This is a genomic window from Paractinoplanes maris (assembly GCF_023544465.1).
GTDB lineage: Bacteria > Actinomycetota > Actinomycetes > Mycobacteriales > Micromonosporaceae > Actinoplanes > Actinoplanes maris.
Map to the genome: position 1 here is coordinate 127377 of NZ_JALPVL010000002.1, position 15996 is coordinate 143372.

General features: G+C 70.5%; 14 protein-coding genes. 4 read left to right on the forward strand and 10 right to left on the reverse strand.

What is annotated here, in order from left to right; translation table 11 throughout:
- Positions 1–4: 4 nt before the first annotated feature.
- The 7 genes from NAG42_RS05450 to NAG42_RS05480 form a co-directional block, all read right to left on the reverse strand.
- Positions 5–988, reverse strand: a complete 984-nt coding sequence (locus tag NAG42_RS05450) for an ABC transporter ATP-binding protein (RefSeq protein ID WP_250028535.1) — start codon at positions 986–988, stop codon at positions 5–7.
- Entirely contained in the window at positions 981–2009 is a 1029-nt protein-coding gene (locus NAG42_RS05455; protein WP_250028537.1) for an ABC transporter ATP-binding protein, read from the reverse strand. The genes NAG42_RS05450 and NAG42_RS05455 overlap by 8 nt, the downstream gene beginning before the upstream one ends.
- A 7-nt stretch (positions 2010–2016) precedes the next feature.
- A complete protein-coding gene (locus NAG42_RS05460) occupies positions 2017–2916 on the reverse strand; it encodes an ABC transporter permease (RefSeq protein ID WP_250028538.1) in 900 nt (299 codons plus the stop codon).
- Positions 2909–3835 carry an ABC transporter permease gene (locus tag NAG42_RS05465; RefSeq protein WP_250028540.1) on the reverse strand — a complete coding sequence of 309 codons (927 nt, stop codon included), beginning with the start codon at positions 3833–3835 and terminating at the stop codon, positions 2909–2911. Before NAG42_RS05465 ends, NAG42_RS05460 begins: the two co-directional genes overlap by 8 nt.
- 93 nt (positions 3836–3928) lie before the next feature.
- Entirely contained in the window at positions 3929–5563 is a 1635-nt protein-coding gene (locus NAG42_RS05470) for a peptide ABC transporter substrate-binding protein (RefSeq protein WP_250028541.1), read from the reverse strand.
- Between the two features lie 215 nt (positions 5564–5778).
- Complete coding sequence (locus tag NAG42_RS05475) at positions 5779–6456, reverse strand: response regulator (protein WP_250028543.1); 678 nt, start codon at positions 6454–6456, stop codon at positions 5779–5781.
- Complete coding sequence (locus NAG42_RS05480) at positions 6453–7676, reverse strand: PspC domain-containing protein (RefSeq protein ID WP_284044991.1); 1224 nt, start codon at positions 7674–7676, stop codon at positions 6453–6455. Before NAG42_RS05480 ends, NAG42_RS05475 begins: the two co-directional genes overlap by 4 nt.
- Positions 7677–7862: 186 nt before the next feature.
- Here NAG42_RS05480 and NAG42_RS05485 point away from each other — a divergent pair, with 186 nt between their 5' ends.
- The 3 genes from NAG42_RS05485 to NAG42_RS05495 are packed head-to-tail and all read left to right on the forward strand — an operon-like array spanning position 7863 to position 11083.
- A complete protein-coding gene (locus NAG42_RS05485) occupies positions 7863–9461 on the forward strand; it encodes a PspC domain-containing protein (RefSeq protein ID WP_250028545.1) in 1599 nt (532 codons plus the stop codon).
- Positions 9458–9811: a hypothetical protein gene (locus NAG42_RS05490; protein WP_250028547.1), complete on the forward strand. Its 354-nt coding sequence runs from the start codon at positions 9458–9460 to the stop codon at positions 9809–9811. Before NAG42_RS05485 ends, NAG42_RS05490 begins: the two co-directional genes overlap by 4 nt.
- 27 nt (positions 9812–9838) lie before the next feature.
- The gene (locus NAG42_RS05495; RefSeq protein WP_250028549.1) at positions 9839–11083 is read left to right on the forward strand and encodes a phosphatidylserine decarboxylase; all 1245 of its coding nucleotides are present in this window, start codon (positions 9839–9841) and stop codon (positions 11081–11083) included.
- Positions 11084–12392: 1309 nt separating this feature from the next.
- Here the strand turns inward: NAG42_RS05495 and NAG42_RS05500 are convergent.
- The 3 genes from NAG42_RS05500 to NAG42_RS05510 form a co-directional block, all read right to left on the reverse strand.
- Positions 12393–13274 (reverse strand): CDP-alcohol phosphatidyltransferase family protein, encoded by an 882-nt coding sequence (locus tag NAG42_RS05500; protein ID WP_250029311.1) that lies wholly within the window; start codon positions 13272–13274, stop codon positions 12393–12395.
- A 368-nt stretch (positions 13275–13642) separates the two neighbouring features.
- Positions 13643–14548 carry an NUDIX hydrolase gene (locus tag NAG42_RS05505; protein ID WP_250028551.1) on the reverse strand — a complete coding sequence of 302 codons (906 nt, stop codon included), beginning with the start codon at positions 14546–14548 and terminating at the stop codon, positions 13643–13645.
- A 5-nt stretch (positions 14549–14553) separates the two neighbouring features.
- The gene (locus tag NAG42_RS05510; protein ID WP_250028552.1) at positions 14554–15504 is read right to left on the reverse strand and encodes an NUDIX domain-containing protein; all 951 of its coding nucleotides are present in this window, start codon (positions 15502–15504) and stop codon (positions 14554–14556) included.
- A gap of 204 nt (positions 15505–15708) precedes the next feature.
- Here NAG42_RS05510 and NAG42_RS05515 point away from each other — a divergent pair, with 204 nt between their 5' ends.
- Positions 15709–15990: a PspC domain-containing protein gene (locus tag NAG42_RS05515; RefSeq protein WP_250028554.1), complete on the forward strand. Its 282-nt coding sequence runs from the start codon at positions 15709–15711 to the stop codon at positions 15988–15990.
- The last annotated feature ends 6 nt before the right edge of the window (positions 15991–15996 follow it).

Genomic DNA, 15996 nt, shown 5'->3' on the forward strand with positions numbered 1-15996 from the left:
GCCGTCAGAAGCGGCGCATCACGTCGCGGACCTCGGCGAAATGGCAGGCGCTGGGGTGGGGGGAGCGCTGGCGGATCTCGAGCAGGGGCTCGTGGTCGGCGCAGGTCGGCTGGGCCTTCCAGCAGCGTGTGCGGAAGCGGCAGCCCGACGGCGGATCGGCCGGGGAGGGGACCTCGCCTTCGAGCATGATGTGGTCGCGGCGGCCGCGCAGGCGGGGGTCGGGGACGGGGACCGCCGAAAGCAACGCCTGGGTGTAGGGGTGTGTGGGCTGTTCGTAGATGGCCGCGTGGTTACCGATCTCGACGACTTTGCCCAGGTACATGACGGCTACCCGGTCGGAGATGTGGCGGACCACCGACAGGTCGTGGGCGATGAAGAGGTACGACAGACCCAGCTCGCGCTGCAGGCCCTCGAGCAGGTTGATCACCTGGGCCTGGATCGAGACGTCCAGAGCGGACACCGGCTCGTCGCAGACGATGATCTCGGGGCGGAGGGCCAGCGCGCGGGCGATGCCGATGCGCTGGCGCTGGCCGCCCGAGAACTGGTGCGGGTAGCGGTTGAGGTGGTCGGGGTTCAGGCCGACGATGTCGAGCAGTTCCTGTACCGCCCGCGCCTTGCCGTACTGCGGCACCGCGTCGGGGTGGATGTCGTACGGCTCGCCGATGATGTCCCCCACCGTCATCCGCGGGTTCAGCGACGTGTACGGGTCCTGGAGCACCATTTGGATGTTGCGGCGCGCCCGGCGCAGGGCCGAGCCCTTCAGCCGCACCATGTCCTCGCCCCGCACCCGGATCTCGCCGTGTGTCGGCTTCTCCAGTCCGACCAGCAACTTGGCCAGCGTCGACTTGCCGCAGCCGGACTCCCCCACCACCCCGAGCGTCTCGCCCCGGCGCAGTTGCAGGTCGACCCCGTCCACCGCCCGGACGGCACCTTTGCGGGCCTTGAAGTGCTTGACCAGTCCGCGGGTCTCGAGCACGACGTCAGACACCGAGGACCTCCCGGACGAAATGGCAGTTGGTGACCCGCTGGGGCGCGATCCGGTAGGCGGGCGGCGGTTCCAGGCGGCAGATCTCCCGGGCGTACGCGCATCGGGGGTGGAAGGCGCAGCCGCTCGGGATGTCGGTGAGCGCCGGCGGCAGCCCGCGGATCACCTTGAGCGGCTGTCCTTTGTGGTCGAGGCGCGGGATCGATTCGAGCAGCGCCTTGGTGTAGGCGTGCGCCGGGTGCGCGTAGATGTCGTACACCGGCGCCTGTTCGACAACCTTCCCGGCGTACATGACGGAGATCCGATCCGCGACGTCGGCCACCACCCCCATGTCGTGGGTGATCAGCAGCAGGCCCATGTTGCGCTGCCGCTGCAGTTCGGCCAGCAGGCTCATGATCTGCGCCTGCACGGTCACGTCGAGGGCCGTGGTGGGTTCGTCGGCGATCAGCACCTCGGGGTCCAGGGCGATCGCCATCGCGATCATGACGCGCTGGCGCATGCCGCCGGAGAACTGGTGCGGGTAGTCGTCGACGCGGCGTCGCGCGTCCGGGATGCGTACCTGATCGAGCAGGTCCACGGCGCGGCGCTTGGCCTCGCGGCGGGAGGTCCCGCGGTGGACCCGGAAGAGCTCGGCGAGCTGGAATCCGACGGTGTAGACCGGGTTCAGGGCACTGAGCGCGTCCTGGAAGATCATCGCGATGCGGTTGGCCCGCACCTTGCGGCGTTCGCTCTCGGGCAGGCGCAGCAGGTCGACGCCGCGATAGCGCACCTCGCCCTGGGTCACGTAGCCGGGCGGTGTGTCGAGGATGCCCATGATCGCCTGCGCGGTCACCGACTTGCCGCAGCCCGACTCGCCCAGCACGGCCAGGGTCTCCCCCGGGTTGAGCCACAGGTCGACGCCGTTCACCGCCCGGGCGACGCCGTCCCGGGTGCGGAACTCGACGTGCAGGTTGTCCACCTCGAGCAGCGGTGCCCGCGGGTCCAGGCCGGGCAGCGCGTCGATTTGTGCCCTGATGTCGGTCATCGTCGCCTCACCGCAGTTTCGGGTCGAAGGCGTCGCGGATGGCGTCGCCGAGCATGATGAAGGCGAGCACGGTGGCCGCCAGGAAGATCGACGGCCACACCAGCGGTGCGGCCACGGTGCGGGCGTACGGTCCGGCCTCGGCGATCGCCAGACCCCAGCTGACCGCGTCGCCCTTGAGACCCACCCCGAGGTACGACAGGGTGGCCTCGCCGGCGATGTTGATGCCGAGCAGGACGGTCAGCACCACGATGAACGGGCTGATCGCGTTGGGCAGGATGTGCCGGAGCATCAGCCGGGCCGGGCTCGCGCCGAGCATCCGCGCCGCGGCCACGTAGTCCTGGTTCTTCGCCGAGATCACGGCCGCCCGCATCACCCGGGCCGCGGTGGTCCAGCCGAGCACCCCGAGCGTCACGATCATGGCCACCACGCCGTTGCTCTCCGGGTCCGACGAGAGGCGCTTGGCCAGCACGATCGCGCCGAGCAGGAACGGGATGGCGAGCACGATGTCGACGAAACGGGAGAGCACGGCGTCGACCCAGCGGCCGAAATAGCCGGCCACGAGCCCGACGACCAGGCCGATCAGCCCGGCGAGGAGCGTGGCACCGAGGCCGACGAGGAGGGAGTCGCGAGCCCCGTACACGGTCTTGGCATAGACGTCGCAGCCCTGGAAGTCGTAGCCGAAGAGCGCGTCGCCGCCCGCGTTCTTGCGGGAGAGCAGGCAGTCGCGCGGGTCGGCCGACGTGAACAGCGACGGCCAGGCAGCCATCAGCACCACGACGACGACCAGCACCGCCGCGATCCAGAAGACCTTCCGGGTACGCAGGTCGTGCCAGGCGTCGGCGGCCAGGCTCCGGCTCACCCGCGAGTCCGGGACCTCGACTGTGGACACGGCGTTGAAGTCACTCATAGCGGATCCGGGGGTCGAGGGCGGCGTAGAGCAGGTCGACGATCAGATTGATCACCAGGAAGACGATCACGAGCACGCTGACGAAGCCCACCACCAGCGGCCCGTCCTCGGTCCGGATGCCGCGGAAGAGGTTGAAGCCGACACCGGGGATGTTGAAGACGGCCTCGGTCACCACGGCCCCGGACATCAGCGCGCCGATGTCCACCCCGATGAGCGTGATCACCGGGATCAGCGAGTTCCGCAGGACGTGCACCCCGACCACGCGCCGGGGCGCGAGGCCCTTGGCCCGGGCCGTACGGACGTAGTCGGCGCGCAGGTTCTCGGCCACTGACGAGCGGGTCACCCGCAACTCAGTGGCCACGACCAAGGTGCCCAGCACGAGAGCCGGCAACAGCAGTTGGTAGAGGTTCGCGTCCCGGGTGGCGGTGGGCGGGAACCAGCCGAGCTGGATGCCGAAGATCAGCTGGGCCAGCGGTGCCAGCACGACGATCGGCATGGCCAGCACGACCAGCGTCAGGGTCAGCGTGACGGTGTCGAACACGCCGCCGCGCCGCAGGCCGGAGAGCACCCCGGCGCCGACCGCGATGACCGACGCGATGACGATCGCCAGCAGAGCCAGCCGGATGGTCACCGGCCAGGCCTGGGCCAGCATGTCGCCGATTGAGCGACCGGTCAGCGACTCGCCGAAGTCGCCGGTGAGCAGGGCGGTCACGTAGTGCCAGTACTGCGCGAAGAAGCCGTCGTCGAGGTGGAAGCGGGCGTTCAACTCGGCGCGCTGGCTGTCGGTGATCGGACGGTCACCGGCGAGCACCTGGAACGGGTCATCGATGTTGGCGAACATCAGCGCGTAGACGACGAAGGTGGCCCCGAAGAAGGTGAGGACCATCTGGAGCAAGCGCCGCACGATGTAGCGGAACATTCAGGGAGCCTTTTGGGCGAGGGGACAGGCAGACAAAACGGTGGCGCCACGGTTTCACCGAAACCGTGGCGCCACCACCGTTCGAGCGGCCACTTACGCGGCGAAGTCGATCGAGTAGATGTCGACCTTCTGGTAGAGATCCATGGTCACGTCGGTCACCCGCTCGGAGTAGCCGAAGACGTTCTGGCCGAAGCGGAGCGGCAACACCGGCATGTCCCGCACCAGCAGATCCTCGGCCTCGCGCCACAGCTTCTCGGCCTGCGCGGTGGTCGGCGCGGCCGAGCCCTGACGGACCAGGCTGTCGTACGTGCTGTTCTTGTAGCCGTAGTAGTTCGACGAGCCGTCGCTGGTGTAGAGCGGACCGAGGTAGTTCTCCATCAGCGGGTAGTCCATGGTCCAGCCGAGCCGGATCAGACCGACATCCTGCTTGGCCCGCACCTTGTCCAGCAGGGCGCCGAGCTTGGGCTGGGGCGCGCCCGAGCAGTTGATGCCTAGGGACGCCTTGATCTGGTTGCACATCGCGTCGATCCAGGCCTTGTGGCCGCCGTCCGCGTTGTACCCGATCTTGATGTCCCGGGGACCGTTGGCCGCGGTGTAGAGCTGCCGGGCCTTGGTCGGGTTGTATTCGCACCACTCGCCGCAGCTGTTCGGCCGGGCGCCCTTGACCACCGGCGACACGAACGACTTGGCCGGCGTCTCGGAACCGAGGAAGACCTGGTCGGTCATCTCCTCGCGGTTGATCGCCATGGACAGCGCGCGGCGCACGTTCGGGTTCTTGTACTTGTCCTCGTAGAGCGGGAAGCCCATGAACGAGAACGCGGAGCTGGGGGTCTTGCCGAGGCGGGCTCCGAGGTCACCGGAGGCCGAGCCGAGGCTCTCGATCGGGATCTTCGTCTCGACGTCGAGGTTGCCGGCCATCAGGTCGGCGTACTGCGCGCCCAGGTCCTGATAGATCTTCCAGGTGATGCCCGCGATCTTGGGAACCGTGCCCTTGAAGTCGGGCACCTGCTCGACGACGATCTTCTCGTCGTGGTTCCACTTGCCCTTGAACTTGAACGGGCCGTTGCCGATCGGGGCCTCACCGTACGCCTTGTCGAGCACCCCCTCGGCCGAGAACGCGGCCTTGGGCAGCGGAAGGAAGGCGTCGTAGCCCATGACCGACTGCCACCCGGTGAAGGACTCGGAGAGCGTCACCGTGAAGGTCAGGTTGTTGACCTTCTTGAGCCCCCGCAGCGTCTTGGCCTTGGGCTCGGGCGCCTTCTCGGGGCCACCGTCGTCGGGGTCCTTCGACTGCATGTCGGCGAAGCCGTCGATCCGGCCGTAGAAGTAGGACGCCAGCTGGGCGTTCGGCCCGTACGCGCCGTAGTTCCAGGCGTTGATGTAGTTGTCGGCGGTGACCGGCTCGCCGTTGCTGAAGGTGAAGCCCGGCTTGAGCTTGACGGTCCAGACCCGGTTGGCCTTGTCGTGCGTGATCGCCTGGGCCGCCACGGGATACGGCGAATTCTGCGGGTCGAACCGCACGAGCGGATAGAAGATCGACGCGAGCACCTGCGAGGCGTTCGACTCCACGGCGTTGGACGGAACCAGGCTCGACGGCTCGCCGATCCCGATGCTGATGCTGTTCGGCAGAATTTCGGTGTCTTCCGAGGTACTACCGCTGCAGCCGGCCGCCACCAAGGCGATGGTGGCCAGCGAGGCCACCATCTTCCACGGGCTTTTCCCAGGCATGTGGGGGGTGCCTCCTTCAGGGGCGCTCACGGGGGTCGTGTGAGACGCAGCAACTGTGACACAGAGCCAACAAGTGGCAAGGCCCCGTTATCAAGCCGATATTAGTCAAACCCCTGGAGCGAGCCTTTTCCCAGGCGTAGAAGAAACCCCTAACCTGCGACAATGGCTGGCCGTGCACGGCCGCGCACCCACCGCAGCGCTGGCTTTATGAACGTTCAGACGAGGCGCCGATCAGCCGCCCATCGTGACAATTCGTAACGGTTGCTCATTTGGAGCTTCCGCAAGACGTTCGAGACATGTGTCTCCACCGTCTTGATCGAGATGAAAAGCTCCTTCGCGATCTCTTTGTACGCATAACCCCGCGCGAGCAGGCGCAGAACCTCGCGCTCGCGGTTGGTCAGCTGGTCGAGCTCGGGGTCGGCCACCGGCACGTCGGGCCGCGAGGCGAAGGCGTCGAGCACGAAGCCGGCCAGCCGTGGACTGAACACCGCGTCGCCGTCGGCCACCCGGCGGATCGCCGCGGCCAGCTCGTCGGGCGAGATGGTCTTGGTGACATAACCACGGGCGCCGGCCCGGATCAGGCCGATCACGTCCTCGGCGGCGTCGGAGACGGAAAGGGCCAGAAAGCGTACGTGGGGGTGACTGCGCCGCATCGCGTCGAGCACCGCCCGGCCACCGCCGTCGGGCATGTGCACGTCGAGCAGCACCACATCGGGCTCGATCGCGGCGATCCGGCTGACCGCCTCGGCCACCGAGCTCGCCTCGCCGACCACCTCGACGTGAGCGCCCAGCTCGGCCCGGACACCGGCCCGGAACATCGCGTGGTCGTCGACCAGAAAGACGGTGAGCCGGCGGTCGGGTGCGCCGCCCTGGGGCTCCTGGAGCTCGGTCATCGTGCTGCCTCCTTCTGGGCCGCCACACTCTCGCGCGACACGGACATGGTCAGCCTGACCTCGGTCCCGTCGCCGGGAGCACTGCGGATCTCCGCCTTGCCTCCGTGGCGCTGCATGCGCCCGATGATGGAGCCTCGCACGCCGTGCCGTGACTCCTGCACCCCGGACAGCTCGAAACCGGCGCCGCGGTCGCGCACGAACACGCTCAGCTCCTCCGGCTCGACCTCGGCGTAGAGCGACACCGTCTGCACCCCGGCGTGGCGGGCCGCGTTGACCAGCGCCTCGCGGGCGGCCGCGACCAGCGCCGCGACCCGGTCGTCGCACTCGGTGTCGCCGACCACCACGGTCTCGACGGTGATCGCGTACGTGTCCTCGACCTCGGCCGCGGCCTGCTCGAGAGCCGCGGCGAAACGCTCGGTGGGCGAGGCGGTCGGCTTGTAGAGCCAGTTGCGCAGGCTGCGCTCCTGGCCCCGGGCCAGCCGCTGCACCTCTTTGATGTCGGCCGAATTGCGCTGGATCAGGGCCAGCGTGTGCAGCACCTGATCGTGGATCATGGCGGCCAGCTCGGCCCGCTCCTGCTCGCGGATCCGGCCCTCGCGCTCGGTGCGCAGCTGGTTGAACATGCGCCACAGCAGCGGCGCGGCCACCACCCCGACCCCGAGCAGACCGACCAGGGCGAAGATGACACCGTTGACGACGGCGGACAGGCTGCCGGCCGGGGCGTAGACCGCGACGACGCCGATGATGCCGGTGGCGACCAGCACCCCGCCGCCGATGAAGCGGAACAGGAAGAAACGGCGGTCGCTCTCGGCCACCACCGCGGCCAGCCATGGCTGCTGCGGCATCACGCCGCCCAGGCTGCGGCGGCTGGGGTCCGACTGGTGCCAGATGATGCCGGCGCCGACCGCGACGACCGCGATGAGCCAGCCGACCGTGCCGGCGACACTGTCGTCGAAGACGAGGGCCTGCAGCAGCACCACACCGAGGCCGATGGCGGCGAACGGGAGCAGCATGGCCCGGTCGCGCCGCTGAGGCGGGTCGGTGGTGGCTAGCTGCTGCGGGAGCACGGCCCAGAAGGCGGCGTAGAGAAGGAGGCCCAGACCGTTGAAGCCGAGCAGCACCACCAGCGCGATGCGCACGACCAGCACGGGCACGCCCAGGTGCTGCGCCAGCCCGGACGCGACACCCGCGACGATGCGGTGGTCGCGCGGCCGGTACAGGCGGCGCGTGGGTGGGGTGGCGGCGGCGGTGATGGTTCCTCCTCGACTCGTGTCCTCCGATCGTCACACGTTCGGGCGGCTGGAGCCACGGGGAACTCCCCCAGGTATCCGGGCCCCGGATCTCAGGGTGGCCTCAGGGTCGCCGCCCGAAGCGGCTCGGGTGCCCGCGGGGCGAGGATCGGTGTCATGAACGACGAAGCTGCCGCAGCGCGGGGTCCGTCCGGCGCCGACCCCACCACTCCGTCGGCGACTTCGGCGCCGGCTTCCGAGCCCGGCCCCGCCACCGAACCCGGCCCCGCGACCGAACCCGGCCCCGCGACCGAACCCGGCCCCGCGACCGAACCCGGCCCCGCGACCGAACCCGGCCCCGCGACTGAGCCCGGCCCGGCCGGGGGATTCAATCCGCCGCCGTGGTTCTCCAGTCCCGGTGGCACCGGGCCGACCTTCTCGCGCGACAAGCTCGTGCGTTCCCGGCAGGGCCGTTACCTGGCCGGCGTCTGTGGCGCCCTGGCCCGCTCGACCAACACCGACCCGGTCCTGTGGCGCGTGCTGTTCGCCGTGCTCGGTGTGATCAGCGGTGTCGGTGTGCTGCTCTACCTGATCGCCTGGCTGGTCATCCCGGCCGAGGGCGACACCGCCTCGCCGATCGAGTCGCTGCTCGGCAAGGGCCGCTCGGGCATGGCGCCGGTCTCGGTGGTGCTGCTCGGCGGCGCGGCCGTCCTCTCCTTCGCCTTCATCGTGCAGGACGGCATGCGCGCCAGCCTGCTGGCCTGCGCGGTCATCCTCGGCGCGATCCTGCTCATCAAGCGCAGCGGCGGCAATCAACAGCCCGCCGCCGGCGGTCAGCAGCCGGCCGGCGGCACAGCTTTTCCGGCGCCCGATTTTCCGGCGTCCGCACCGCCCGCACCGTTCGGTCCGAGCCCGTTCGGGCAGACCGCCGAGTTCGGTGCCGTCCCGCCCGCCGCACCGCCGGCGGCCGCGACCGCACCGTCCGCCGAGCCGCTGACCGAGCCCCTCGTCGCGCCGGCCGCACCGGCGGCCCCACCCACGCCGCCGCCCTATGCGCCGCCCACCGGTGGCTACCGGCCGCCCTTCGCGCCGCACGGCCCCTACGCCCGGCCCACGCCGGTCACCTATCCGCCGGCGCCCCCGGCCCCGGCCGCGGTCAAGCCGCCGAAGCCGCCCCGCGAGCGCTCCAAGCTGGGCCGCCTCACGTTCTTCGCGCTGATCATGGTGGTCGGTGTGCTGGCCGCGATCGACATGGCCGGCGCGAGCATCGCGGTCTCCGCCTACTTCGCCGCCGCCCTGGTCACGATCGCCCTCGGCCTGATCGTCGGCACCTGGTTGGGCCGGGCCCGCGGACTGATCGCGCTGGGCCTGCTCGCCTCGGTCGGCCTGCTGATCTCGGGCGGCGCCGAGCGGTGGGGCGGCGAGGTCGGCAACAGCGTCTACCGGCCGGCCACGCTCGGCGCGGTCGCCGACCGGTACGACTTCACCGCCGGCAACGCCACGCTCGACCTGCGACAGGTCGACTTCACCGGGCAGGACCAGACTGTCACCGTGACGATGAAGGTCGGACAGCTGCGGGTGCTCCTGCCGCCGACCGTCGACACGACCACCACGCTCCAGGTCGACAACGCCCGGGCCGTCGTCTTCGGCAAGGAGTTCAACGACCGTGAGGTCGACGGCCAGAGCCTGACCGACCTCGGGACCGACGGCACCGGCGGCGGCACCCTCAAACTCGACCTGCAGTTGGACACGGGCAACCTGGAGGTTCTCCGATGAGGCCGCACCGCACCGATGGCGTCTCACTCAGCTTCGGCGTGCTGTTCCTGCTGGTCGTGGCGTGGTGGGCGGTGTCCCGCGTGGTGACCGTCCACCTGCCCGCGGTGGGCTGGCTGGTGGCCGGCGGCCTGATCGTCTTCGGCGTGATCGGCCTGCTCGGCGCGCTGCGGTCGGCCCGCGGGACATCCACCCCGGCGCCGGCCCCCGAGCAGCCGGCCGAGCCGGAGCTGCCCGGTGACCTGTCCCCCGAGGTGCACGCCTCGATCGTCCGCGAGCTGATGGACGACCCGGGCGACCGGTTCGCCCAGGAGCACCCGGGCCTGGCATCCGAGCGGCCGCGCACGGACTGAGACGGGCCGCGCAATATGCTCGTCGGCATGACTCCCTTCCCCGCCGTGTCCCGTGCGCCGATCGTGGGAGTCGGCGTCACGGCTGCCCGCGCGCTGACCGCCGAGTTCGCCCGGCACAACGCGGCCTCGTCCGCCATGGTGTTCGGCGCCGACCACTCCTCACCGGTGGTGGCCAGCGCGGTCGAGGCCCTGCTGCCCGGCGACCGCCTCACCCTGGTCGCCGGCGAGCGCAGCACAGCCGACCTGCTGCGCGACCACATCGACGGGCTCGGCAGCTGGATCGCCGAGCGGGTGCACGTGGTCGAGTCGCTCGACGAGGCCGAGCCGGCCGACGTGGTGATCGTCGGCGAGCCGCTGACCGGCACCGCCGACGACGTGCGAGACCTGCTCGACCGGCTGGGCAAGCACCTCGCCGACGGCGCCGTCGTCGCGCTCGCGGTCCCGGCCACACCGGGCCGCACCGGCGGCGCCGCGGCCGAGCTGTTCCGGCAGAGCGCGCTCTTCGGGGTCGGCTCCGACCTCGTGGTGCGCAACCAGCCGCCGCTGCGCGTGCACAAGCTGCGCTTCACCCCGGCCGACGCCCGCGTGGCGACCCAGCTCGCCCCGGTCTACCGGCCGTCCAGCGTCCCGGTCACCCGGGGCATGCACATCGACTCCAACGGTGTGGCCGCCGCGGGCATCGCGCTCGGCTTGGCCGCCGTGGCCCGCGTCGCCCGGCCGAAATCGAAGCTGTGGCTGCTGCCGGCCCTGGCCGCGGCGCCGGTGGCCGCGTTCTTCCGCGACCCCGAGCGTGAGCTGCCGGACGACCCGGCCGCGGTGGTGGCGGCGGCCGACGGGCGGGTGCTGTCGATCGAGCGGATGACCGACGAGCGGTTCGGGCCGGGCGAGTTCCTGCGCATCGCGGTGTTCCTGTCGGTGCTCGACGTGCACGTCAACCGCGTCCCGGTGGCCGGCCGCGTCACCGACTACTTCGTCGAGGACGGCGGCTACGCCAACGCGATGACCGCCGCGGCCGAGCACAACGTGGCGGCCTACACGGTCCTCGACACCGAGCACGGGCCGGTCGCGATCGCCCAGCGGACCGGCCTGATCGCCCGCCGCATCGTGCAGCGCGTCCCGGTGGGCACGCTGGTCGCCCGGGGCGAGCGAATGGGCCTGATCCGCTTCGGCTCGCGCACCGACGTCTACCTGCCCGCCGACCGGGCCGAATCCCTGGTCAGCGTCAACGACAAGGTGATCGGCGGCTCCTCGATCATCGCCCGCTGGTTGTAACTGTAACTCTGGTCGCCGCTCCGCGACTCCGGGGATTTCGCCCTGGGAGGTCGAGGACTTGGGCCCCGAAAACGGCCTCGCTTCGCTTGCCGTTTTCGGTGCCCAAGTCCTCGACGGGCGAAATCCGACTTTGGTCGCGGTTACTGAACCCCGCCGTTGCCGAGGCCGGCCTTCGGGCTCCACCTAGCAGGGTTCCAACATCGCGCCGGACTGGCCGAGGGCCGTGGCCGCGGTTTCTGCGACGCCCGTGGCTCGACGAGTGAAGCCGGACTTCGCTCCCAGTTGCCCCCGCGTCAGGTCAGCCGCCGACAGGGCATACCGAACTCGGCAGCTGCTAGCCGCCGCAACTGCTATCGAGTCGGGCCCCAGGGCGGGCGAAAGCGACTTAGCTCTGTTTCCCGCTGCCGTCATCAGACCAGCCGATCACAGAGCAATCCGCCGCAGCCGTCCTCAAGCCAGCCCCGACAGGGCGAAACCCGAGTCAGCCAGCCCCGCCCCCGTGCCGCCATCAGGCCAGCCCACCGCAGAGCAACCCGCCGCAGCCGTCCTCAAGCCAGCCCCAACGGGCCCAACCCAGGTCAGCTCCGCGCCCCCGTGCCGTCATCAGGCCAGCCCACCGCAGAGCAAGCGCCACGGCCGTCATCGCCAGCCCCAACGGGTCAAACCCGATTGAACTCCGCGCCCGTCGCCGCCGCCGTCATCAGACCAGCTCACCACAGCAATCGCCACGACCGCATTGCCGGCCCCAAGGGGGCGAAACCCGACTCAGTTCCGCCCCCGTGCCGCCATCAGGCCATGCCACCACAGAACAACCCGCCACGGCCGTCATCGCGCCAGTCCGCAACGGGCGAAACACACCGCCCCCATGCCGACACACCACAGAACAACCCGCCACGGCCGTCATCGCGCCAGTCCGCAACGCGGCAAGACCCGACTCGACACCGCCCTATGCCGCCTTCAGGCCAACCCACCACGCCGAGCAAGCGCCACGGCCCTTATCGCGCCAGCCCCCCACGGGCGAAACCGAGTCAGCTCCGCGCCGGTTGCCGTCGTCCGGGCAGCCACCACGGAGCAACCTGCGGCGGCTCTTCATGGGGTTGGCTCGACGGCGGAGCCGGGCTTGGCTGCGCTTATGCGCCCGCTGATGTTGGCGAGCCGGGCCCTGGAGAGGGCAGACCGGGACTCCGCTGCGGCTTGCCGGCGGTGGCGTTGGGGGTTGTGTTCTTGGTGGGGCATGGCTTGGCTGCGGTTGCGTGGGGCTGACACGAAAAAGGCCGCCCCGGGTGGGACGGCCTTTTCGGGTGAACTGTCAGACGGGGGTGTGGCGGGTGCGGAGCCACATGACCGGGCCGCTGAGCAGGTAGGCGGCTACCAGCAGGACGAAGGTCAGGCGGGCGCCGACCAGGGCGCCGACGATGGGGAGCAGCCAGAGCCAGGCGGGCAGGCGGACCAGGCGCGCCAGTTTTGCGTACGGGAAGCTCGAGACCATCGCGAAGGCGAGCAGGGCCACGCCGGCGAGCTGGACCGGGCCGGGCAACGGCAGGTCGATCAGCACGGTGAGGGCGAGCACGGCCGCGACCAGGGTGGTCGGGACGCCGCAGAAGAACTTGCCGTCCTTGGGTGACACGTTGAAGCGGGCCAGCCGGATGGCGGCACACGCGGCGACCAGCATGCAGGCCACCGCGGCGGCCGGGGTCGGCACCGTGTGGGCCAGCGAGGCGTAGACCACGACCGGCGCGGCCAGGCCGAAGGAGCACATGTCGGCCAGCGAGTCCATCTGGGCGCCGAACGGGCTGGAGACGCCCAGCTTGCGGGCGAGCGCCCCGTCGAGGCCGTCGAAGGCCACGCAGGCGACCAGGAAGGCGGCCGCGAGCCGGACGTCGCCGTGCATGGCGAGCAGGATCGCGGTCAGGCCCAGGGCCAGGCTCGCCAGCGTGCAGCCCTGGACGAGCGCGAAGCTCAGCCGCCGGGCAGTGGTGTGCTCGCCGGGGAGCAGCGACACCTCGGCCGGTTGCTCGACCGGCGCGGGGATCGCCAGGTGCGGGACGGCCGGGCCGTGGGACCGGCCGTGCTCGGCACCGGTGTAGATGACTTCGGCCCGGGTGGCGGTGGCGGCACGACTGGACTCAGCGTTCCGGCGCCCCACGCGCACCAACAGGGCCTGCCGCGCGAGCGTTCCGCCGCGGCGCAGCCGGCCTGCCCAACGACGACCGGCGGGACGGGGACTATCCGTCGAGCGACGCCGGCGCCAAGGGGTTCTCGGCACGTGTTTCCTCCATGGGATCAGGTGACCCATCGCGATCGCGGTGGGCTGCGGCCCGGTAGCCCCTCGCACATGGGGCCCGGGGAAATGTGCGGGTAACACCATCGCACAGCGAGTCGACCTTGGCGAGAAGCCGAATCGGCCGTCGTTGGCCCGTTCACTCCGCCGGCGAGCTCAACTGGCTGGATCTGAGCTGGCGGGATCCGGGCGCTTGGGCCTGACTGGGGGCCTGAGCTGCTCGGATCGGAGACGACGGAGGGGACAGGTCACTTGCCTCACCTCTCCCTGATGCGATTTTACCTCGCCCGTTCCGCTTCGACCCGGGCTACGGCGGTGGCGGCCAGTTCGGTCAGGCTGAGCTCCTTGGCCTCGGCGAGTGTGAACCAGCCCGCCTCGGCGGTGGATCCGCCTGCTTCTTCCGTCACTACTGATTCCGTCGGCAGCTCGATCGAAACCCTGAACAGCACGCGGATCACATGCCAGTCGATCGGCACGCCCTCGGGTCCCAGGGCCGTGGGGTCGTAACGGTGCGACATGCCGAGCAGGCCGGTCACCCGGCCGTGTTGCGAAGTCTCCTCGATCAGTTCGCGGGCGAGCGCGACCTCGGGCGTTTCGCCGTGGTCGGTGCCGCCGCCGGGCAGGTGCCACCGGCCGGCCCCGGGATAGCCCGGGGCGATGCGGGTGAGCAGGATCCGGCCGTCCGGGTCGGTCGCCGCCGCGTACGCTCCGAAGCGCTGCACCCGCTCCGGCCGCGACAGCTCCTCGCCGTCCTCCGGCGTGTCCCACTTCGGGGTGTCACCGACGCCGAGCGCGACCGCCGTGAAGGGCATCAGCGGCAAAACAGACAAGTCTGTCTGAGCCACCCATTCGACCCGCTCCGTCGTTCCCTCGGCTTCGAAGCGCATCGTCCCGCCGGTCACCGACACGTCGTAGATGACCCGGTCGGTGTGCTCGAGCTCCCCGGTCGGCAGGCGGAAGACATCGGCGGTGACCGTCCGCAAGCCGTCGATCTTGACAGACAGACCGGTCTCCTCGCCGAACTCGCGCACCACCGCGTCGTCCGGATGCTCGCCCTGATCGACGCCGCCGCCCGGCAGCGTCCAGAGCCCGGGGAACGAACTCAGCGGAGAGTTCCGGGCGAGCAGCACCCGCCCGGTCTCGTCGCGGCAGATCCCGTACGCCCCGACCCTTCTGATCTTCACCCGGCCTAGATTAGTCCCGCCTTGCTCAGGGCCTCGGCCGTCACCTCGGTCAGCTCGTCCTCGGGGAGGTCGGCGACCTGCTTGACCGGGACCCAGCGGGCCTCGGAGGTGGAGCCGCCCACATCCTTGACGGCCACCTCGGTCGGGTCGTCGACGATCACCCGGTAGAAGGCGCGCACACCGTGCCAGTCGATCGGGTAGCCCTCGGGGCCCAGTGACGCGGCGTCACGGTGACTGGCCACTCCCAGGAGTTCGACGAGCCGGCCGGCCTGACCGGTCTCCTCGACCAGCTCGCGGATCAGCGCGGTGCCGGGCTGCTCGCCGTAGTCGGTGCCGCCGCCGGGCAGGTGCCAGCGGCCCTCTCCGGGATAGCCGGGGGCGATACGGGTGAGCAGCAGGGTCTTGTCGTGCGGGTCGGTCGCGATCGCGTACGCCGCGAAGCGCTGTGCCCGATGCAGCCCGTCCGGCCCGGGGTAGGCGTAGAACGACGGGAAGGTGGGCGCCGGCTCGGGCCGCAGGTCGGCCGAGGCGCCGCCCAGTCCGAGCGCGTCGGCGGTGAACTGCCGGAGCTTGAGCCGCCCGGCCTCCTCGAGGGTGTGCCAGCGGGCCAGGTCGGTGGGGTGCCCGACCCGGTCGACCAGCGTGCCGCCGCGCAGCGACACCGAGTAGATGAGGCGGTCGGTGTGGATGGTGACACCGCGGTGTGGCAGCGCGCGCATGTCGGCCAGCACATCGCGGAGTCCGGTGACAGCGACGGAGAGGCCGGTTTCGGCGGCCGTCTCGCGTACGACGGTGTGGTTGGGGTCTTCGCCGTGGTCGACGGCGCCACCGGGCAACGACCAGACGCCGGGGGTGCCGGAACGGCTGGAGGCACGGACAAGCAGCACGCGGCCGTCGTCGTCGGTGGCAACGGCGTAGGCGGCGATCCGGCGGAGCGGTTCCAGTGCGGGGGTCACAGGGCGGCATTCTGCCCGGAATATGTGAACTCCAGAAAACGTCTGTCGGATTCCTGACAGGGGGTTTGCGCTGCGTAATTGCTGATCAGAGCGGTTCCCTGCACAAAGCGCTCGTGATCCACTACGCGGTGTAATGGCTAAATCAGGGTCCGTATCGGGGTGCTCACCGAGGTCGCCGGGCCGTCACGCGGCGACCATGGCTATATGAATCAGCTCTCCCACGGCGGCCCCGAAGCGCCGTACAAGCAGCTCCGCCGGCCTCTCGACGACCGGCTCGCCGCGGGCGTCTGCGGTGGCGTCGGCCGCTACTTCGACATCGACCCCGTGCTGGTCCGGGTGGCCTTCGCGCTGCTCGCAGTGGTCACCCTGGGCACCGCCCTGATCGCGTACCCGATCATGTGGTTCCTGATGCCCGAGGAGCCGGCCCCGGCCCCGCCGGTGTGGCGCGACCCGAGCGACCCGACGTGGGGCCGCCCGGCGGCTTAGAACACG

What these genes read in the sequence shown, in the direction of transcription:
- NAG42_RS05465 (WP_250028540.1), bottom strand. Translation starts at nt 3,835, where the DNA reads ATGTTCCGCTACATCGTGCGGCGCTTGCTCCAGATGGTCCTCACCTTC.
- NAG42_RS05460 (WP_250028538.1), bottom strand. Translation starts at nt 2,916, where the DNA reads ATGAGTGACTTCAACGCCGTGTCCACAGTCGAGGTCCCGGACTCGCGG.
- NAG42_RS05485 (WP_250028545.1), top strand. Translation starts at nt 7,863, where the DNA reads ATGAACGACGAAGCTGCCGCAGCGCGGGGTCCGTCCGGCGCCGACCCC.
- NAG42_RS05455 (WP_250028537.1), bottom strand. Translation starts at nt 2,009, where the DNA reads ATGACCGACATCAGGGCACAAATCGACGCGCTGCCCGGCCTGGACCCG.
- NAG42_RS05515 (WP_250028554.1), top strand. Translation starts at nt 15,709, where the DNA reads ATGAATCAGCTCTCCCACGGCGGCCCCGAAGCGCCGTACAAGCAGCTC.
- NAG42_RS05470 (WP_250028541.1), bottom strand. Translation starts at nt 5,563, where the DNA reads ATGCCTGGGAAAAGCCCGTGGAAGATGGTGGCCTCGCTGGCCACCATC.
- NAG42_RS05495 (WP_250028549.1), top strand. Translation starts at nt 9,839, where the DNA reads ATGACTCCCTTCCCCGCCGTGTCCCGTGCGCCGATCGTGGGAGTCGGC.
- NAG42_RS05490 (WP_250028547.1), top strand. Translation starts at nt 9,458, where the DNA reads ATGAGGCCGCACCGCACCGATGGCGTCTCACTCAGCTTCGGCGTGCTG.
- NAG42_RS05475 (WP_250028543.1), bottom strand. Translation starts at nt 6,456, where the DNA reads ATGACCGAGCTCCAGGAGCCCCAGGGCGGCGCACCCGACCGCCGGCTC.